This is a genomic window from Lentzea pudingi, from assembly GCF_014646255.1.
Lineage (GTDB): Bacteria > Actinomycetota > Actinomycetes > Mycobacteriales > Pseudonocardiaceae > Lentzea > Lentzea pudingi.
The window spans coordinates 96,784-115,414 of sequence record NZ_BMNC01000014.1; the positions used below are offsets into that span (position 1 = coordinate 96,784).

Genomic DNA, 18,631 nt, shown 5'->3' on the forward strand with positions numbered 1-18,631 from the left:
TCCGTCAGGACTCGAACTTGTAACCCAGACCCCTGACGGTCACCAGGTGCCGCGGGGCGGACGGGTCGGGTTCGATCTTGGAACGCAGCCGCTTGACGTGCACGTCCAGCGTCTTCGTGTCGCCCACGTAGTCCGCTCCCCACACGCGGTCGATCAGCTGGCCCCTGGTGAGGACCCGGCCGACGTTGCGCAGCAGGTATTCGAGCAGGTCGAACTCCTTGAGCGGCAGGCTGATGTCCTGGCCCGCGACGGTCACGACGTGGCGTTCCACGTCCATCCGCACCGGCCCGGCCTCGAGGATCTGCGGGAGCAGGTCCTCGGACTCGCCGCCGCGGCGCAGCACCGCGCGGATGCGGGCGATGAGCTCGCGCGCCGAGTACGGCTTTGTGACGTAGTCGTCAGCACCGAGCTCGAGGCCGACGACCTTGTCGATCTCGCTGTCCCGGGCCGTCACCATGATCACGGGGACGGCCGAGCGCTGGCGGAGCTGCTTGCACACGTCCGTGCCGCTCATGCCCGGCAGCATCAGGTCGAGCAGCACGATGTCGGCACCGTTGCGGTCGAACTCCTCGAGCGCCTCCTGGCCGGTGGCCGCGAGCGCCGCGGTGAACCCTTCCTTGCGCAGCAGGAAGGCGAGCGGATCGGCGAAGGACTCCTCGTCCTCCACGATGAGCACCCTGGTCACAGCTCTCCTCCTGGCTCACCCGTGCCGACCGGCACGAGAGTCGGATTCGGTTCGGTCGCCGCGGCCGGGAGCCGCAGCGTGAAGGTGGAACCCGTTCCTGGCAGGCTCCAGAGCTTCACCTCACCGCCGTGGTTGGCGGCGACGTGCTTGACGATCGCGAGCCCGAGGCCGGTGCCCCCGGTGGCGCGCGAGCGGGCCTTGTCGACGCGGTAGAACCGCTCGAAGACGCGGATCTGCTGGTCCTCGGCGATGCCGATGCCGCGGTCGGTCACGGCGATCTCGACGTGCCCGTCGACCAGCCTCCGGCTCACGCTGACCGGACTGCCGGGCGGCGAGTACGCGACCGCGTTGTCCAGGAGGTTCGTCAGGGCCGTGACCAGCAACGATCGGTCGCCCGGCACGACGAACCCGCTCGGTTCGTCGACGTTGATCGAGATGTTGACCGACTCGGCGGCGAGCTTGGACCGCGAGAGCGCCTCGTTGATCACGACGTCGATCTCGGTGTCGGCCAGCTCCGGCAGCTTCTCGGCGCCCTGCAGGCGGGACAGCGCGATCAGCTCGGTGACGAGCGCACCGAGGCGGGTGGCCTCCTGCATGATCTTCGCGCTGAACCGTCGGACCTCGTCCTGGTCGTCACTCGCGTCCAGCACGGCCTCCGCGAGCAGCGCCAACGCGCCGACGGGGGTTTTCAGCTCGTGGCTGACGTTCGCCACGAAGTCACGCCGCGTCTTCTCCAGCCGCACGGACTCGGACTCGTCCGTGGCGTCGACCACGATGAAGTCCTCGACGAGCTGCCGGACCTCCGCGTGCACGGCCTCCGGCTGCCGGCCGCCGCGCTGCCCGTCCAGCGGCGAGAGGTCGACGTAGACGACCTCGTTGCTGTTGCGGACCCCTTCGGCGGCCTTGCGGGCCCGGTCGTCGACGCGGTTGTTGCGGACGATCCCGAGCTCTTCGGCGCGGGGGTTGTGCAGCACGACGTCACCGAAGTGGTTGAGCACCACGATGCCGTCGTGGGAGTCGTGGACGATCTGCTGGATCAGGTCACCGACCGTGAGGCCCTCTGGCTTCCGAGGGTGTCTCGGAGCGGTGAAGCGGCCGACGAAGAATGCGGCTATCGCGCCGATGAGCACGAGGCCGATCGACACAGCGAGGTAACCCGTTGTGGTCACGAGGCGAATGGTAAGCAGCTCAGAGGTGTCTTGGCCTAGTGCGGAAGCGTGAACCGTGACACCCGTGACACCTCAGTGGACGGTTGTTCCGTCCCTGGTCAGCCTGTGTTCACCCAACCGTGTCCTAACGCGCGGAAAGGCGCACCCGAACGCCGGGTGCGCCTTTCTCACAACGCTCTCAACGACCCTGGTTCGCGACCGCCGCGATGGCGTCCTTCGCAGCGTCGGGGTCGAGGTACTCGCCACCCGGCTTGATCGGCTTCAGGTCCTCGTCGAGGTCGTAGCGCAGCGGGATGCCGGTCGGGATGTTGAGCCCGGCGATGGCCTCGTCCGAGACGCCGTCGAGGTGCTTCACGAGGGCGCGCAGCGAGTTGCCGTGCGCGGCCACCAGGACCGTCTTGCCGGCGCGCAGGTCCGGCACGATCGCGGAGTCCCAGTACGGGATCATCCGCTTCACCACGTCGAGCAGGCACTCGGTCAGCGGCAGGTCGGGGCCGAGACCCGCGTAGCGCGGGTCGGTGTCCTGGCTGAACTCGCTGCCGGGCTCGATGGGTGGCGGCGGGGTGTCGTAGGACCGGCGCCAGAGCATGAACTGCTCCTCGCCGAACTCCTCCAGCGTCTGCTTCTTGTTCTTGCCCTGCAGCGCGCCGTAGTGGCGCTCGTTGAGGCGCCAGTCGCGCTTGACCGGGATCCAGTGCCGGTCGGCGGCGTCGAGCGCCAGGTTGGCGGTCATGATCGCCCGGCGCATGAGGCTGGTGTGGAGGACCTCCGGCAGGACACCGGCGTCCTTGAGGAGCACACCGCCGCGGCGGGCCTCCTTCTCGCCCTTCTCCGACAGGGGAACGTCCACCCAGCCGGTGAACAGGTTCTCCGCGTTCCACGTGCTCTCGCCGTGGCGGAGCAGGACCAAGGTTCCGACAGACATGGCAGCTAGCCTGCCATGCCGACCCGCCTGCCGTACCCCTGCCGGTCACCGTGATCCACGCCATGGGACTCGTCGGCCGCAGGTTCCGGCGGCACTGACGCGCTACCGGCCCCCGGTCAGCACGTCCGCCGCGTCGTTGCTGCCCGCTTCGGCGAGGCGGCGCAGCTCGTCCAGCTCGCGGCCCCGCTGAACGCCGGAAGGCCCCGGCAGCATCCCGCCGGGGCCTTCCGGGCATCGCGACTCAGGCCTGTTCGCGAGCCCTGAGGTCCTTGCGCAGGATCTTGCCCGCCGCCGACTTCGGGATCGCCTCGATGAACTCCACCACGCGCACCTTCTTGTGCGGCGCCACGTGCGAGGCCACGAACGCCATCACGGCGTCACCGTCCACAGAGGACCCGGGCTGGCGCACGACGAACGCCTTCGGGACCTCCTCGCCGTCCGCGTCGCGCACGCCGATGACCGCCGCGTCGGCGATCTCCTCGTGCGTGAGCAGCACGGCCTCGAGCTCGGCCGGCGGGACCTGGTAGCCCTTGTACTTGATCAGTTCCTTGACGCGGTCGACGATCGAGACGATGCCGTCGGCGTCGATCACGGCCACGTCGCCGGTGTGCAGCCAGCCGTCGTCGTCGATGGTGGCGGCGGTGGCCTCGGGGTTGTTCAGGTAGCCCTTCATGATGTTCGGGCCCTTGCACCAAAGTTCGCCGCGCTCGCCCACGCCGACGTCCTCGCCGGTGGCCGGGTCGACCAGGCGGCACTCGAGGTTCGGGATGATCACGCCGACGGTGCCGACCGAGATGTCGTCGCGGCTGTCCGGGATGGCGTGGCTGACGGGCGACATCTCCGTCATGCCGTAGCCCTGCGAGACGCGGCAGCCCAGGCGCTTGCGGACCGCGGCGGCCAGTTCCACGTCGAGCGGGGCGGCGCCGGAGAACAGCGTCGCCATCGCGGACAGGTCGTAGTTGTCGACGATCGGGTGCTTCGCCAACGCCACCGCGACCGGCGGCGCGATGTAGACGCGGTCGGTCTTGTGCTCGGCGATGACCCTCAGGAATTCCGGCAGTTCGAACTTCGGCAGCGTCACGACGACGCCGCCGATGTACAGGCCGTTGTTCATCAGGACCTGCATGCCGTAGATGTGGAAGAACGGCAGCACCGCAAGAATTCTCGTGTGCGCGCCGACATCCGAAAGAATCGGCTCGCACTGCACGAGATTCGCGACCAAGTTGCGGTGCGTCAGCATCACGCCCTTGGGCAGCGCGGTCGTGCCGGACGAGTACGGCAGCACCGCGACGTCCTCGGCCGGGTTGATCTCCACCTCCGGCACCGGGTGCGTGTTCGCCAGCAGCTCCGGCAGCGACGGGTAGCCCTCGGCGCCGTCGAGCACGACGACGTCGGTCACCCCGGCCTTCGCGGCGCCGGGAGCGGCGTTCGGGAGCAGCACCGAGACCGTGAACAGCATCTTCGCGCCGGCGTCGTGCAGCTGGTGCGCGACCTCGTCGGGCGTGTAGAGCGCGTTGATCGTGGTCGCCGTGGCGCCCGCCCGCAGGATGCCGTGGAACACGACGGCGTAGTACGGCGTGTTCGGGCTCAGGATGCCCACGACATCACCTTTGCCAATACCGCGTGCTGCCAGCGCGGCGGCCATTCGGTCGATGGCCCCGACCAGCTGGCCGTAGGTGAGCGTCGCGCCGGACATGCCGTCGATCAGCGCAACCCGGTCCGCCCGGTCGGCGATGTCGCCGAACAACAGCTGGTGCAGCGACACGTCAGGGATCTCGACATCGGGGAACGGACTGCGAAAGACCATGCGGCGACCTCATTCACTCGCTGTACACCCAGCCTGTGGGGCTCATCGTGAGCCAGCCCACTGGGCAGGTCAAGGACGACTCAATCGCTACAGATGCGTTACTTTGCGCCGCTAAATACACTCGAATGGAGTAATACAAGCACTTGTGATCGCAAGGATGTATCTGAGAAGTTGATACCGCCTCCGCGAGTCGGCTCCCACGCTTACTCGACGAGCGCGAGGCACCTTGCGCGATTCGTCATCCCCCGTCGAATCGCGTGGCCCGCTTGGGATCCGCAGGCACCCCCCGTCCACGGATCCACTGCAGCGGGGACCTTTGACGCGGGACGGCTCGATGCGACTCCCCCTCTCTCCCGAGCCGTTCCGCGCATCATCAAAGGCGCACTCTCAGTAGGACTTGATCACCCTGCTTCGTTCATTCGGGTGACGCGCCTGCGTCGGCGCAGCAGGTAGATCACCACCGCCGCGGGCACTCCGAGCGCCACCAGGAACGGCAGCAGGGCGCCGAAGGCGATCAGGATCCCGTTCAGCACCGCGAGCAACGCGCTCCAGCCGCCCGAGAGTGCGCTCAGGAACCCGGCCTCCTCCGGCTTCGGCGGTGCGATCGGCACGGTCGCGACCTGCACGGTCAGCGTCGCCATCGCCACCTTGCCCTTGAGCGACTCGCCGCGCCGCTGCTGGGACTCGAGCTCGGCCTGCCGCTTGGTCAGCTCCGCCTCTATCTGCGCGATCTCGGCCGTCGTCCCGGCCCGCTCGAACAGCACTCGCAGGCGCTCGACGCTGGCCTTCTGCGTCGCGATGCGCGCCTCGACGTCGACGAGCTGGTCGGTGACGTCCTCACTGCGCACCTCGCTGCGGGTGACCTCCCCGACGCTCGCGAGGTCCTTCACGACCCGGTCCAGCTCGGACGACGGCACCCGCACGGTCACGGAGCCGGACTTCGCGGTCGAGTTCTCCTGCCCCGCGAACCCTCCGACCGCCGTCGCCCGGTCCTTGACCTGCCCGATCGCCTTCAGCACGTCGTCGCTGCGCAGGTCGACGGTCGCCGTGCGCACCAACTGCCGTTCCTGCTGCTGCACCGGCTGCACGGCCTGCCCGGCGTTGTTCTCCTGCTTCTCCTGCTGCGGCGCCTTCTGCTGCGCCGCCTGCGGGGGCGCGGCATCCTGCGCCGCCGTGCCACCGCCGCTCATGTTGCTGCTGCACCCGGCCGTCGCAACGGCCAGCATGGCGATTCCCACCCACACCCCTGGTCTGCGCATGCTCATCGGACGGGCCGGGCCCGACCAGGGGTTGCCGCCTAGGCCGAAACGAGTCGGCGGCTAATCCGAAACGAGATGTTGGAACGCCGCCAGGTTCGCGAGCGACTCCCCGCGCGACACCCGCCACGCCCACTCGCGCCGGATCGCGTCGGCGAACCCGATCTCAAGCAACGGGTTGAAGTCGCCGTCCGCCGCCTCCAGCACCTGCCCGAGCACGCGGTCCAGCTCATCAGGCGTCACGGCGTGCTTGCCGACCCTGCCGACCAGGTAGATGTCACCCTCGGCGTCGATCGTGTAGTGCACGCCGTACAGCCGTGCGTTGCGCCGCAGCAGGAACCGGTACACGTCCTCGAACGACTGGTCCGGCCGCCTGCACACGAAGGCCTCGACGACCAGCGCGTGCGTGGTCTCGACGAGCCACACGTTGGTCTGCAGCTTCTTGGTGCCCGGCAGCGTCACGAAGAACTTGCCCGGCTCGCGCCGGTCGTACTTCAGCTCGCGCTCGTCCAGAAACGCTTTGATCACTGCATCTACTGACAGGTCGCTCAAGCGAAAACCTCCCGGCGGAACACTTCTCCCGCCTCTTGATACCCCGCCAGCAGGGCGTCAGTCGTGCGGTCCCAGGAGAAGCGTCGCGCATGCCCCACGGCGTTGCTCGCCAGGTGCTCCCGCTGCGGCAGGGCCGTCCCGCTGATCGCCGAGGCCCACTCGCCGGGCTCGTGCCCGTGCACCAGCACCCCGGACACGCCGTCGTTGACCGCCACCGGCAGCCCGCCGACGGCCGCCGCGACCACGGGCGTCCCGCAGGCCTGGGCCTCCAGCGCCACCAGCCCGAACGACTCGTTGTAGCTCGGCACGGCGACCAGGTCCGCGGCCCGGTAGACCTCGGCCAGCCTCGGGCCCGGCTGCGGCGGCAGGAAGCGCACCACGTCCGTGATCTGCAGCTGCGCGGCGAGCTCCTCCAGCGCCTTCGGCCGTTCGGTGCCGCTGCCCGACGGCCCGCCGACGATCAGCACGACCAGCCTCGACCGGAGTCCGGGATCCCGCACGAGCATCTCGGCGGCCGCGCGAAGCAGCACGTCAGGGGCCTTCAACGGCTGGATCCGGCCGACGAACGCCAGCACGATCGCGTCCTGCGGGAGGCCGAACGACTTCCGGGCCGCGCACTGGTCACCCGGTGTGAAGCGGTCGAGGTCGACACCGGGCGGCACGACAGCGACCTTGGACGGCTCCGCGTCGTAGAGCTTGATCAGTTCGCTGGCCTCGATGTCGGTGTTCGCCACCAGCCGGTCCGACTCGGCGACGACCTGCTCCTCGCCGATGACCCGCATCCTGGGCTCCGGCGTGTCCCCCTCGGCCAGCGCCAGGTTCTTCACCTTGGCGAGCGTGTGCGCGGTGTAGACGAGAGGCACGCCCCACCGTTCGCGAGCGAGCCAGCCGACCTGACCGGACAGCCAGTAGTGCGAGTGGATCGCGTCGTAGTACCCGGGCTCGTGGCGGGCCTCGGCGCGTAAGACGCCCGCGGTGAACGCGCAGAGCTGGCCGGGCAGCTCCTCCTTGCCCAAGCCCTCGAACGGGCCCGCGGCGACGTGCCGGACCCGCACGCCGGGAGCCAGTTCCGCCACCGGTGGCAGCTCCGACGACGTGGCGCGCGTGAATATCTCCACCTCGACGCCGCGCTGGGCCATCCGCGTGGCCGTCTGCACGATGTAGACGTTCATCCCGCCCGCATCACCCGTGCCCGGCTGCTCGAGCGGCGAGGTGTGCACCGAGAGCACCGCTACGCGCTTCATCGGGCGACTCGCAGGAGATCGGCGGTGAACCGCTCGGGCCGCTCCAGGAAGGGCGCGTGCGCGGTGTCGGGGTACAGGCTCAACTCGGCTCCGGGGATCAGGGCGGCGGAGTACTCGGCGGCGGCAGGGGCGACCACCTCGTCTTGAGTTCCGTGCACGACCAGGGCCGGCACGTCTACGGCCTTCAGCACGTCAGCGCTGCCCACGTCCCTGCGGAACAGCTCACCCCGCACTTTATGGCTCACGGAGGTCGCCGCGGCAGTGAGCTTCGCGACCGTCCCAGCAGGTAGTACGGGTGCCATGGCGCGGCAGAACTCGCTCATCACGGCGTCGTCGGTGATCGCGCCGGGCAGTGCGGCGCGCATCACGGGGCCCGTGGAGCCTCCGGGGCGGCCGCGGCCGATCTCGGTGATCGCGCTCACGAACACCAGCGCATCGATCAGCGCGGTGCCGTGGAAGCGGAGGTAGTCGGTGACGACGAGGCCGCCGTAGGACCACCCGACGACGGTCGCGGGCCCCGTGTGGTCGAGCACGGCCTTCAGGTCCGCGGCCCACCGGGCAGAATCGCGGTAGTCGCCGAAGTCCTCTGACTCGCCGTGTCCTCGCAGGTCGACGGCGTAGGTGTGGAAATCGGGGAGGTCCCAGACCTCACCCGTCTGCGCCCAGCCGTGGATCAGCACCACCGGTGGCGCGCCGTCCGGACCTGATTCACGAACGGCCAGTCGTCCCCCGCCTGCCGCCGTCACGTGTGTCAGATGCACACAAGTACGAACGACCAGGTCGGGGGACGCATTCCCGCCGGCCCTACTTGATGGCCGACTTCTCCTTCCACTGCGCCCACGAGAGCTGCCAGTCGTACCAGTCGAACTGGGCGGGCAGCGTGGTGATGGAGCCGGTGACCTCGACCGGGTCGCCGACCAGGGCCGAGTCGAAGTACGCCTTCGCGTCGGCTTCCAGGAGGTTCGCGCAGCCGTGCGAGGTGTTGTTGGTGCCGATGTTGCCGGCGTTGTCGTTGTTCTCGTGGATGAACTCGCCGTGGTTCGAGAACCGGACGGCCCACTTCTTCACGACGTTGGTGTAGCCGTAGCGCGGGTTGTCGAACGACCACGTGTCGTGCTTCGACATGACCACGAACGTGCCGTTCGGCGTCGTGAGCTCCGGGTCCGCGTCCTTGCCGAGCGACGCCGGGTAGTCCGCGACCTGCGCGCCGTCCCGGAACACCTTGAGCCGGTGCGTCGGGTTGTCGATCTTCACGACCTGGTTGCGACCGATGGTGAAGTCGCTGGTCACGTCGGCCTTGCCGAACGCGCCGCCGCCGTAGTTGACGCCGTAGAGCTTGGCCTCGACCTTGACCGTGGTGTTGGCGGGCCAGTACTTCTCCGGCCGGAAGTGGACCTCCTGGGCGGTGAGCCAGGCCCACGAGCCCTGCACGTTCGCCGAGTTGGTGACCTTGAGGGCCTTCTCGACGGTCGCCTTGTCCTGGACCGGCGCCTCGAACTTGACCATGATCGGCGCCGCGACGCCGACGGTCTGGTTGTCCGACGGCCAGAGGGTCGCGCGGGTCTGCGAGCCCGGCGCGACGGTGGTGAACGAGCCCTTGAGCTCGACGGGCTTGCCGTCGGAGCCGACGGCCTTGCCGGTGTAGCTGTACGTCTTGCCGTAGCCCAGTGGCTCGGCCGTGGTCCAGCCGGACTTGTCCTCGGTGAGGGTGCCCTTGACGTCGGCGCCCTCGGGGGACTTCAGCGAGACGGACTCGATCTTGCCGTCCACCACGGTGACCTGGACCGGGGTCGTGACCTGCACGTCCTTGGTTCCGTCGACCGGGGACAGGGTCACCTTGGCGGACGGCAACGAGCTGTCCGAGCCGGGCGAACCTGCCACGACACTCGAGCAGCCGGTCAGCAGCGTCAGTCCAGCGACCAGCGCGACAAGTGTTCTCTTCACGGTTTCGACCTCCCACCATGGTGGACGTCCAGAACCCCAGGAGGGTGTGAGTGACGTCGGTCACATCCAGGGCGGCGGCCTACGATCGAAGTCGTGAATCGACCTGTCGCAGTTGTGACCGGAGCCAGCGCGGGCATCGGCGAAGCCACCGCCCGGCGGCTCGCCGCCGAGGGCTTCCACGTCGTGCTCGGCGCACGTCGCCTGGACCTCCTCCACGTTATCGCGAAGGAGATCGACGGGACGGCCATCGAGCTGGACGTCACCGACGAAGCCTCCGTCGCCGCCTTCGCGGACCGGGTACCCCAGGCGAACGTGCTCGTGAACAACGCGGGCGGCGCTCGCGGGCTCTCGACCGTGGCCGAGGGGTCCGCGGACGAGTGGCGCTGGATGTGGGAGGCGAACGTCCTCGGCACCCTGCTGGTGACCAAGGCGTTCGTCCCGAAGCTGATCGAGTCCGGGGACGGGCACATCGTGTCCGTGACGTCCATCGCGGCGTACGAGGCCTACGACAACGGTTCGGGCTACACGAGCGCCAAGCACGCCCAGTCGGCGCTGCACCGGACGCTGAGGGGCGAGCTGCTCGGCCAGCCGGTGCGGATCACCGAGATCCAGCCGGGCATGGTCGAGACGGACTTCTCGGCGAACCGGTTCGGCGGCGACACCGAGCGCGCGGCCAAGGTCTACCAGGGCATCACGCCGCTGGTCGCGGACGACGTGGCGGACGTGATCGCGTTCGCCGTCACCCGGCCCTCGCACGTGAACCTCGACACGATCGTGCTCAAGCCGCGGGCCCAGGCCTCCGCGACTCGGGCACACCGGGAGTGAGCAACTCCACGTCGAGCTGACGCAGGACGGGCTCGACGGGGTTCGCGAACCCTGTCGAGCCCGACCCGGCGACGTACAGCCCCACGACGAAGTTGTCGGCGTCGACGAGCACGGCACCGCTGTCCCCGTGGTCGCCGAAGCGTTCGGCCGAGTGGACGCGGATCTGGTCGCGCAACGTCCGCACACCGATGCCGTCGCCGAAGTCGACCCGGATCGTCGCGTCCGCCGACTCGATCACGCCGTAGGTGAGTTCGGTGGTGCGGCCGCGTTTGCGCACGGTCGAGCCGATCGTCGCCCGCGCGCTGCCCCTGACCGCGCCGATGCCGACCACCTCCGCGCGGAACGGCCGGGCGCCCATCCTCAGCGCCGCAGCGGACACCGCGCCCGCGAGCGCCGCCCGGTCCAGCACGCCGATCCCGTCGGCACCGGGCACGCCACCGTCCACTCTGGACGGATGCACGAACTCGTCGCCCACCGCCCACGAGTCGTCGACGCAGCCGACGTGGAACGTGGTGAGCCCCAGCACCTTCCGAGGCTCGTCGCGCGTCACGACGAACGCGCCGAGCGTGCCGGCGATCACGAACTCGCCGGCCCGCTCGACCTCCGGCGGCACCACCCGGAACGACCGGGCGGGGCCGATGCCGATGCCGCCGCGCAGGACCGGATGCCGTTCCACCACACCGGGTCGAGCGTCACTGACGCGCGTCATCCCCGCGCGGTGCAGCACGATCGACTCGGCCACGACGTCGGTCGGCACGCCACGCACCTCGGCCGGGATCTGGTGCGGCTGGCCGGGTCCCTTGGCGCACACGTAGACCACGATCGCGGCCTTGCCCGTCGGGCGTCCGGCGGTGACCTTCTCGCCGATGTCGACGCCGATCACGCCCGGACGGGACAGGAACTCGTCTTCGACCATGCGCTTGACCGGGCGGATGACCGCCCGCACGTTCTCGTCGAGGTAGCTCACAGCGACCTCCGTTCCACACGCGAAGCCCTACCTCAATGAAACACGCGAGGTAGCGGTTCGTCACACGGAGTCACCCGAACAGCGCTAGTCGTGCGGCTCAGAGCTAGAGTTGAACGCCTACGAACACCGGCTCCGGGTGCAGTTCCACGCCGAACGCCGAACGCACGCCGTCCCGCACCTCACGCGCGAGGTCCAGCAGGTCCTCGGTCGACGCGCCACCGCGGTTCGTCAGGGCCAGCGTGTGCTTGCCGGACAACGACACCCGGCCGCCCGGCCCCTGGTGCCCCTTGCGGAAGCCCGCCCGTTCGATCAGCCACGCGGCCGAGAGCTTCTTCTGGCCCGGCCCCGCGGGGTAGCTCGGCACGTCGACGTCCGAACCGAGGCGTTCGGCGATGCGGATCAGCACACCGTTGAACGTCGAGTCGTCGATGATCGGGTTGGTGAAGAACGAGCCGGCGCTCCACGTGTCGTGGTCGGCGGCGTCGAGCACCATGCCCTTGCCGCGGCGCAGTTCCAGCACGGCCTTGCGGGCCTCGTCGGCCGGCACGCGATCACCTTGCGCCACACCGAGAACGCGCGCGAGCTCGCCGTAGCGGATCGGTGCGGACATGCCCCCGGAGGTCAGTGTGAACCTGGTGCGCAGCACGACCGCGTTGTCCGTGCCCTTGAGCGTGCTGGTGCGGTAGCCGAGGCCCAGCTTGGCGGCGGGCACCTGGTGCACCTTGCCGCTGCGGCGGTCCAGCAGGTCCACCGACTGCAGCGCCTGGGAGATCTCGACGCCGTACGCGCCGACGTTCTGCACGGGCGTGGCGCCGTTGAGGCCGGGGATGCCCGAGAGGCACTCGAGGCCGCCGAGGCCCTGCGCGACCGCCTCGGCGACGACCGCGTCCCACTCCTCGCCCGCCTCGACGGTGAACTGGACGATGCCGCCGCCCAGCGGGTCGAGCCGGAAGCCCCTGGTGGCGACGTGCACGACGGTGCCGTCGAAGCCGCCGTCGGAGATCACGAGGTTGGACCCGCCGCCGAGCACGAGGACCTTCTCGTCGGCTGCGGCGTCGGCTGTTCGCACGGCTTCGACCAGCTCAGCGGCGGTCGTGGCGTGGACGAACCGCGCGGCCGGGCCACCGAGTCGGAGCGTGGTGCGCTCGGCCAGAGGTACGGACTGCGTGGTGGTCACAGACGTCAACGGTAGCCTCCGCGACATGGCACGCCGCATCGAGCACCACACCACGTCACCCCATTCGGCGGAGAAGGTCTTCGGCGCGATGGTCGACGAGACCCATCTGCGGGACAGGCTGGCCGCGATCGGCGGCAAGGACGCCGCGCTCGTGTCGTTCGACAAGACCGAAGAGCGCACGTCGTACCAGCTCAAGCAGGGTGTCCCCGCCGAGCACCTGCCGTCGGCGGTCAAGGCCGCGCTCGGCGGCGACCTGGTGATCCAGCGCACGGAGACGTGGGCCGCGGGCGCCGGCACGGTCGAGGTGCTGATCAACGGTGTGCCCGGCCGCCTGGAGGGCTCGTTCACCGTCCTTCCCAACGGCTCCGGCTCCAAGACCACCCTCGCGGGTGAGGTCAAGGTCGGCATCCCGCTCCTGGGCGGCAAGCTCGAGAAGCTGATCGCCGAGCAGGTCGTCGTGCTGCTCGACAAGGAGAGCGAGTTCACGTCCGGATGGCTCGCAAACCGCGGCTAGCGGCCGGCCGGGCCCGTGCGCTCGGCCTGCCGACGCGCGGCACGACCAACCCGAACCGCCTGCGCCGGGTCGACCGGTGGACGACCGGGACGCTGTCCGGCTTCCTGCTGGACGCGGCCGACCCGCTCGTGGTCGACCTCGGGTACGGGGCCACGCCGATCACCACCGTCGAGATGGCGTCTCGCCTGCGTGCGGTGCGGGCTGACGTGCGCGTGCTCGGGCTGGAGATCGACCAGGACCGGGTGGACGCGGGCAAGGCCGTGTCGGACCCGCCGTGGCTCGACTTCCGGCGCGGCGGCTTCGAACTGGCCGGTGCGCGGCCGGTGTTGTTGCGCGCCTTCAACGTGCTGCGCCAGTACACCGAGGAGCAGTCGTTCGAGGCGTGGGACACGATGCTGTCCCGGATGGCGCCCGGCGGACTGGTCGTCGAGGGCACCTGCGACGAGATCGGCCGCCGGTGCACGTGGGTGACGTTGAGCTCGGACGGCCCTCGGACGTTCACGCTGGCCCTGAAGCCGTCCGCGATCGAGGTGCCCTCGGACGTCGCCGAACGGCTGCCCAAGGCGTTGATCCACAAGAACGTGCCGGGCGAGCGCGTGCACGCGTTGCTGGCCGAGCTGGACGCCTGCTGGGCGACCGCGGCCCCGTTCGCCCCGTTCGGTCCTCGGGCGCGCTGGGTGGAGTCGGCGCGGCTGCTGGTGGAACGCGGCTGGCCGGTGCTGGACGACCGGAAGCGGTGGCGGCTCGGCGAAATCACGCTCGATTGGGCCGCCGTCGCCCCCTAGGGTGAGGTGCGTGGACTTCGTCGCGCAGGTCGAGACCCAGGCTTCGCTGATGCGTTCGGCCGCTGTGAAAGCCGGGCCGGACGCTCCCGTTCCCTCATGTCCTGAATGGACAGTGCTCGACCTCGTGCGGCACCAGGCCGAGGTGCACACGTGGGCGGCGGAGGCCGTCGTCACCGCTCCCGAGGCGGGCCGGCCGGCGTGGCCCAAGGCTCCCCGGGACTGGGACGAGGCGCTTGCCTGGTGGGAGAACGGCACTTCCCTGCTCCTCGACCGGCTGCGCTCCACGCCGCCGGACCGTCCGGCGTGGACGTTCCAGGGTCCCTCGCACGCGGGCTTCTGGGCGCGCAGGCAGGCACACGAGACGTCGATCCACCGCTTGGACGCGGAGCTCGCGACCGGCCACGAGCTGCCGTCGCTGGTGTTCGACCCGGAGTTCGCCGCGGACGGCATCGACGAGATGCTCACGATCATGATGCCCCGCCAGCTGGTGCTGGGCCGGGTGATCGAGGTGACCGGCCAGGTCCTCGTGCACGCCGCCGACGCGGGCCGGACGTGGGAGGTCTGGCTCGCGCCCGGTGAGCCGCTGGTCGTGACCGGGGTGCTGGACTCGGCCGTCGACGCCGACGTCAACCTCGCGGGCACCGCCGACGCGGTCTACCGAGCTCTGTGGGGCCGGCCTGGTCACGCGATCGTGACGGGAGACGAGTCGCTGTTGGCGGGTCTGCCCAGGCCGTGAATACTTCTGCGGCGTGTCATCGCCTGAACGTCGCTATGTGATCACCTTCGGCTGCCCGGACCGCACCGGCATCATCGCGAGGATCTCGTCGTTCCTCGCGGACAACGGCGGCTGGATCGTCGAGGCCGCGTACCACACCGACCCGGAGACGGGCTGGTTCTTCACGCGCCAGGAGGTCCGCGCGGACTCCCTGCCGTTCGGCGTGGGCGAACTGCGCGAGCGCTTCGCCGGCGTGGCCACCTCGCTGGGCGCGCAGTCGACGTGGACGGTGACCGACACGGGCTCCCGCAAGCGGGTGGTCATCCTCGTCTCGAAGGAGGGCCACTGCCTCTACGACCTGCTCGCCCGCGTGGCGACCGGCGAGCTGGACGTCGAGGTGTCCGCCGTCATCGGCAACCACCCGGAACTGGGCGACATCACGCGCGCGCACGGCATCCCGTTCCACCACATCCCGTTCCCGGTCAACGACCCCGAGGGCAAGCAGGCGGCGTTCGCGCAGCTGCGCCAGCTGGTCGAGAAGCACGACCCGCACGCCGTGGTGCTGGCCCGCTTCATGCAGATCCTGCCGCCGGAGCTGTGCGCGGCGTGGACCGGTCGCACGATCAACATCCACCACAGCTTCCTGCCGTCGTTCATCGGCGCGCGCCCGTACCACCAGGCGCACCGCCGCGGCGTGAAGCTCGTGGGCGCGACCTGCCACTACGTCACGGCCGACCTGGACGCGGGGCCGATCATCGAGCAGGACGTGATGCGCGTGCACCACGGCGACTCGGTGGCGGACATGGTGCGCAAGGGACGTGACATCGAGAAGGTGGTGCTGGCGCGCGGGTTGCGGTGGCACCTGGAGGACCGCGTGCTGGTGCACGGCAACCAGACGGTGATCTTCTAGCGGAGAACGTGCCTTCTGCCGTGTTCGCGGCAGAAGGCACGGTCGTCAGATCTTGTTGGCGGCCATCCCCACGGCCTCCACGAGCCACCCCGCGTCCGCCGCCGACATCACCGCGGGCGGCGTGAACACGACCTTCCGGCCGCGGAAATCCGCCAGCACCCGCCGTCGCAGCAGCTCACCGGTGAACACGTCGGCGGCCTTCTGGTCCGGCAACTCCACACCGAGCAACAACCCACGCCCGGTCGCGTGCGCCTTGCCCGACACGACGGCACGCAGGCCGTACAGCAGCTCGTCGCCCAGCAGCTTGGCGCGTTCGACCAAGCCCTCGGACGCGGTGACGCGCAGGGTGGCGTTCACAGCCGCGGAGGCCAGCGGCGACACGGCTTCCGAGCCGCGCCACAACGGCACCTCGACGGCGGCCGTGGCCACCACGGCGGCGATGGGGAGCACTCCGCCGGACAGGCCCTCGCCGACCAGCATGATGTCCGGCGTCACGCCGTCGAGGTCGACGCCCCACCACACGCCGAGACGCCCCAGCCCGGACCGCGTCTCGTCCACGACGAGCAGTGCGCCGGACTCGCGGCACACCTCCGCCACGGCGCTCAGGTAGCCCGTGGGCGGGAGCGCGGCGCCGCGGACCGGTTCGACGAGCACGCACGCCGGTGGTCCTGAGGCCAGGGTGGAGCGCAACGAGTCGATGCCGCCGTACGGGACGTCGCCGGTGGTCAACACACGTGGGCGGCCGTTCGCCTGTGCGAGGGCCACGGCGAACTGGGCGGCCTCGGAGGCCGAGGCGAAGGTGTGGATGTGGTCGAGGCCGTTCGGGGTGACCAGGTCGAGCATCAGGCGGTCCAGCAGCGACGGCCTGCGCACCTGGTCGACGACGGCCTGCACGACGGCCGGGTGGGCGTGGCCGAGCAGGGGGACTCCGTACCCACCGCAGTCCAGGTACTCGACGCGGTGGGGATCTACCACTCGTGCGCCTCTGGCAGCGCATCCGGTCAGCAGTTCGGTGGCCATGGCGGGGAACCTTTCCTGGGCAGCGCGGCCCGAGGCCGCTCGTCGGGAGGGCGAGCGGACCTGTGTTCCCACCAACTCATTCGGATTCCGGGCCCCGTCGGTTCGCCCGAGGCATAGGCTTTTTCCCGTGCGGATCGAAATCACCGACCTCGACCAGCTGCGGGCAGCTCCTGACCTGCGCAAAGCCGTCATCATCGGGCTGGACCTCACTCGCGAGGACGTGCGGGTGCCGCTGGACGGCGCGCTGCTGCTCGGCTGCGCCCTCAGCGAGACCATGCAGCGCCGGGCGGAGGCTGCGGGAGCGTTGATCTTCCCGGTCATCCCGGACCTGCCCTACGACGTCTACCGGTCGGCGCTCTACACACCCGCGGAGCTGTTCGCGGGCTTCGACCCGGACGACCCCAAGTCGTACGCCGACACCCCGGACGCGGAGATCTACCGGCACAGCAGGCAGCAGGGCCACCACCCGGACCCGTTGCACGCGCTGACCGAACGCCTGCACGACCACTCGATCACCGAGGCCCTCGACGACGCGCTGACGGGCTCACCGGTCGCGGTCATGGGCGGCCACGCGCTCGCCCGCGGCTCCGACGGCTACCGCAACGCCGTCGCACTCGGTGCCGCGCTGGGCGGCGCGGGCTTCACCGTGCTGACCGGCGGCGGGCCGGGCGCGATGGAGGCCGTCCCGCTGGGCGTGCGGCTCGGCGAGGTGAACGCCGACGTCCTCGGCACCATCGCGCAGGCCCCGTCCTTCGGCCACGACGACGAGTCGATCGGCCGGTGGCTGGCGGCGTTCCCGGAGCTCCCGAGCTTCGAGACCCCGCGCACGATCGGCATCCCGACCTGGTTCTACGGCCACGAGCCGCCCAACCCGGCCTGCGAGCTGCACGCGAAGTACTTCGCGAACTCGGTGCGCGAGGAGGGCCTGCTGACCGTCGCGACCGGCGGCATCGTCTATACGCCAGGCAAGGCGGGCACGGTCCAGGAGGTCTTCCAGGACTTCACGCAGAACTACTACGGCAGCGTCGGCCCGGCCGCGCCCATGATCTTCCTGGGCAAGGCGTTCTGGACGGACGAGATCCCGGCCGCGCCGCTGGTGATGAAACTCGCGGCGGGCCGGGAGGCCGAGCAGTGGATCCTCGTCACCGACGACGTGGACGAGGCGATCGCACTACTGCAGAAGTACCAGTCCTAGCTCACTGGAACTGCCACTCCGTGGTGTAGAACAAGCGCACGCTCGTCACGGGACGAGGCGCCGTCGGAGCGGTAGCCGCCACCAGGGACGGCACCACCGTGGCGGCGGCCGCGAACGACAGCCTGATCACGTTGTGGCGGGTCACCGACGGCGAACAGGTCGCGACGCTCACCGGGCACACCGGCCCGGTCAAGGCCGTGCTGTTCGACGCGGGCGGCGACCTCACGTCGTCCGGCCCCGACCCGCGGGTGATCAGGTGGGACCTCGACCCGGACCAGGTGATCGCCCGGCTGTCAGCGCGCTAGGTCAGGCAGGACCTCGGCCCCGGTGAGCTTCATCAGCACGTCACCGGGGATGAGGATCTTGCTGCCCCGGATGCCGCTGCCCACGATGAGCTCGGGGGCGGCGGCCACCTCGGGCGACACGAGGATCGGCCAGTCCGCGGGCACACCGACGGGCGTGATCCCGCCGTACTCCATGCCGGTCAACGCCACGGCCTCGTCCATCGGCGCGAACGACGCCTTGCGCGCGTCGAGCCGCTTGCGGATGACACCGTTCACGTCCGCACGCATGGTTGCGAGCACCATGCAGGCTGCATAACGGACGACGTCGCCGCGCTTGCCCGCGACGACCACGCAGTTCGCGGAGGCTTCGAGCGGCGAGCCGTAGTGCGCGCAGAACTCGGCGGTGTCCGCCAACGAAGCGTCAATCGGCGCCACGGCGACGCGGTCCGCTCCGTCCAGGTTCTTCAGCGCGGCCGCAACGGATGGGGGCACGAGGTCGAGGCGGGAAAGCACAGGTACGGGTTCGAGAGACCCGGCGATGGTCCACACGGTGTTCATTGTCGCTGCTCCGCAGACTCCGGCGAATTCGCCTGGCAGCTGGTCATCCGGCCACCGCTTCGCCGCGATTGGGCTCCGCCGAATCACGACGAAGGGGCA

20 protein-coding genes are annotated in these 18,631 nt (G+C 69.9%); 7 read left to right on the plus strand and 13 right to left on the minus strand.

The window, feature by feature from the left end; translation table 11 throughout:
* Positions 1–4: 4 nt before the first annotated feature.
* The 9 genes from IEY88_RS34195 to IEY88_RS34235 all read right to left on the minus strand — a co-directional run bounded on the left by IEY88_RS34195 (position 5) and on the right by IEY88_RS34235 (position 9,582).
* Complete coding sequence (locus tag IEY88_RS34195; RefSeq protein WP_030477953.1) at positions 5–685, minus strand: response regulator; 681 nt, start codon at positions 683–685, stop codon at positions 5–7.
* Complete coding sequence (locus tag IEY88_RS34200; protein WP_189159045.1) at positions 682–1,854, minus strand: sensor histidine kinase; 1,173 nt, start codon at positions 1,852–1,854, stop codon at positions 682–684. Before IEY88_RS34200 ends, IEY88_RS34195 begins: the two co-directional genes overlap by 4 nt.
* 178 nt (positions 1,855–2,032) lie before the next feature.
* Positions 2,033–2,779, minus strand: a complete 747-nt coding sequence (locus IEY88_RS34205) for a phosphoglyceromutase (RefSeq protein ID WP_189159046.1) — start codon at positions 2,777–2,779, stop codon at positions 2,033–2,035.
* A 241-nt stretch (positions 2,780–3,020) separates the two neighbouring features.
* The gene (locus tag IEY88_RS34210) at positions 3,021–4,586 is read right to left on the minus strand and encodes a 4-coumarate--CoA ligase family protein (protein WP_189159047.1); all 1,566 of its coding nucleotides are present in this window, start codon (positions 4,584–4,586) and stop codon (positions 3,021–3,023) included.
* Positions 4,587–4,987: 401 nt separating this feature from the next.
* Positions 4,988–5,824: a DUF4349 domain-containing protein gene (locus IEY88_RS34215; protein WP_189159048.1), complete on the minus strand. Its 837-nt coding sequence runs from the start codon at positions 5,822–5,824 to the stop codon at positions 4,988–4,990.
* A gap of 81 nt (positions 5,825–5,905) precedes the next feature.
* Entirely contained in the window at positions 5,906–6,385 is a 480-nt protein-coding gene (locus IEY88_RS34220) for a type III secretion system chaperone family protein (RefSeq protein WP_189159136.1), read from the minus strand.
* 5 nt (positions 6,386–6,390) lie between these two features.
* Complete coding sequence (gene mshA / locus IEY88_RS34225) at positions 6,391–7,638, minus strand: D-inositol-3-phosphate glycosyltransferase (RefSeq protein WP_189159049.1); 1,248 nt, start codon at positions 7,636–7,638, stop codon at positions 6,391–6,393.
* On the minus strand, positions 7,635–8,399 hold the full coding sequence (locus tag IEY88_RS34230; protein ID WP_229694033.1) for an alpha/beta fold hydrolase: 765 nt from the start codon (positions 8,397–8,399) through the stop codon (positions 7,635–7,637). Before IEY88_RS34230 ends, mshA begins: the two co-directional genes overlap by 4 nt.
* Positions 8,400–8,442: 43 nt before the next feature.
* Positions 8,443–9,582 (minus strand): L,D-transpeptidase, encoded by a 1,140-nt coding sequence (locus tag IEY88_RS34235; protein ID WP_189159050.1) that lies wholly within the window; start codon positions 9,580–9,582, stop codon positions 8,443–8,445.
* 93 nt (positions 9,583–9,675) lie between these two features.
* Here IEY88_RS34235 and IEY88_RS34240 point away from each other — a divergent pair, with 93 nt between their 5' ends.
* Positions 9,676–10,407 (plus strand): SDR family oxidoreductase, encoded by a 732-nt coding sequence (locus tag IEY88_RS34240; RefSeq protein ID WP_189159051.1) that lies wholly within the window; start codon positions 9,676–9,678, stop codon positions 10,405–10,407.
* Here IEY88_RS34240 and IEY88_RS34245 read toward each other — a convergent pair.
* Both IEY88_RS34245 and IEY88_RS34250 read right to left on the minus strand, forming a co-directional pair.
* Complete coding sequence (locus tag IEY88_RS34245) at positions 10,361–11,374, minus strand: chymotrypsin family serine protease (RefSeq protein ID WP_229694034.1); 1,014 nt, start codon at positions 11,372–11,374, stop codon at positions 10,361–10,363. The two genes, IEY88_RS34240 and IEY88_RS34245, sit on opposite strands and share 47 nt — an antisense overlap.
* Positions 11,375–11,477: 103 nt before the next feature.
* On the minus strand, positions 11,478–12,578 hold the full coding sequence (locus IEY88_RS34250) for a UDP-N-acetylmuramate dehydrogenase (RefSeq protein ID WP_229694035.1): 1,101 nt from the start codon (positions 12,576–12,578) through the stop codon (positions 11,478–11,480).
* On the opposite strand from IEY88_RS34250, the gene IEY88_RS34255 reads away from it, so the two are divergent.
* The 4 genes from IEY88_RS34255 to purU are packed head-to-tail and all read left to right on the plus strand — an operon-like array spanning position 12,577 to position 15,475.
* Positions 12,577–13,065, plus strand: a complete 489-nt coding sequence (locus tag IEY88_RS34255) for a DUF2505 domain-containing protein (protein WP_189159053.1) — start codon at positions 12,577–12,579, stop codon at positions 13,063–13,065. The two genes, IEY88_RS34250 and IEY88_RS34255, sit on opposite strands and share 2 nt — an antisense overlap.
* Positions 13,044–13,850: a class I SAM-dependent methyltransferase gene (locus IEY88_RS34260; protein WP_189159054.1), complete on the plus strand. Its 807-nt coding sequence runs from the start codon at positions 13,044–13,046 to the stop codon at positions 13,848–13,850. Before IEY88_RS34255 ends, IEY88_RS34260 begins: the two co-directional genes overlap by 22 nt.
* Before the next feature lie 10 nt (positions 13,851–13,860).
* The gene (locus IEY88_RS34265) at positions 13,861–14,586 is read left to right on the plus strand and encodes a maleylpyruvate isomerase family mycothiol-dependent enzyme (RefSeq protein ID WP_229694036.1); all 726 of its coding nucleotides are present in this window, start codon (positions 13,861–13,863) and stop codon (positions 14,584–14,586) included.
* Between the two features lie 37 nt (positions 14,587–14,623).
* The gene (gene purU / locus IEY88_RS34270) at positions 14,624–15,475 is read left to right on the plus strand and encodes a formyltetrahydrofolate deformylase (RefSeq protein WP_308426034.1); all 852 of its coding nucleotides are present in this window, start codon (positions 14,624–14,626) and stop codon (positions 15,473–15,475) included.
* A 45-nt stretch (positions 15,476–15,520) separates the two neighbouring features.
* Here the strand turns inward: purU and IEY88_RS34275 are convergent, their stop codons facing one another.
* The gene (locus IEY88_RS34275) at positions 15,521–16,495 is read right to left on the minus strand and encodes an aminotransferase class III-fold pyridoxal phosphate-dependent enzyme (protein WP_189159056.1); all 975 of its coding nucleotides are present in this window, start codon (positions 16,493–16,495) and stop codon (positions 15,521–15,523) included.
* Positions 16,496–16,622: 127 nt separating this feature from the next.
* Here IEY88_RS34275 and IEY88_RS34280 point away from each other — a divergent pair, with 127 nt between their 5' ends.
* A complete protein-coding gene (locus IEY88_RS34280; RefSeq protein WP_189159057.1) occupies positions 16,623–17,690 on the plus strand; it encodes an LOG family protein in 1,068 nt (355 codons plus the stop codon).
* Between the two features lie 98 nt (positions 17,691–17,788).
* Positions 17,789–17,995, plus strand: a complete 207-nt coding sequence (locus IEY88_RS34285; protein ID WP_189159058.1) for a WD40 repeat domain-containing protein — start codon at positions 17,789–17,791, stop codon at positions 17,993–17,995.
* Here the strand turns inward: IEY88_RS34285 and IEY88_RS34290 are convergent.
* On the minus strand, positions 17,984–18,532 hold the full coding sequence (locus tag IEY88_RS34290) for a YbaK/EbsC family protein (protein WP_189159059.1): 549 nt from the start codon (positions 18,530–18,532) through the stop codon (positions 17,984–17,986). The genes IEY88_RS34285 and IEY88_RS34290 overlap by 12 nt on opposite strands.
* Between the last annotated feature and the right edge of the window lie 99 nt (positions 18,533–18,631).

Coding starts and splice junctions, on each gene's coding strand:
- mshA (WP_189159049.1), bottom strand. CDS start 7,638: ATGAAGCGCGTAGCGGTGCTCTCGGTGCACACCTCGCCGCTCGAGCAG.
- IEY88_RS34275 (WP_189159056.1), bottom strand. CDS start 16,495: ATGGCCACCGAACTGCTGACCGGATGCGCTGCCAGAGGCGCACGAGTG.
- IEY88_RS34260 (WP_189159054.1), top strand. CDS start 13,044: ATGGCTCGCAAACCGCGGCTAGCGGCCGGCCGGGCCCGTGCGCTCGGC.
- IEY88_RS34205 (WP_189159046.1), bottom strand. CDS start 2,779: ATGTCTGTCGGAACCTTGGTCCTGCTCCGCCACGGCGAGAGCACGTGG.
- IEY88_RS34255 (WP_189159053.1), top strand. CDS start 12,577: ATGGCACGCCGCATCGAGCACCACACCACGTCACCCCATTCGGCGGAG.
- IEY88_RS34290 (WP_189159059.1), bottom strand. CDS start 18,532: ATGAACACCGTGTGGACCATCGCCGGGTCTCTCGAACCCGTACCTGTG.
- IEY88_RS34210 (WP_189159047.1), bottom strand. CDS start 4,586: ATGGTCTTTCGCAGTCCGTTCCCCGATGTCGAGATCCCTGACGTGTCG.
- IEY88_RS34250 (WP_229694035.1), bottom strand. CDS start 12,578: ATGTCGCGGAGGCTACCGTTGACGTCTGTGACCACCACGCAGTCCGTA.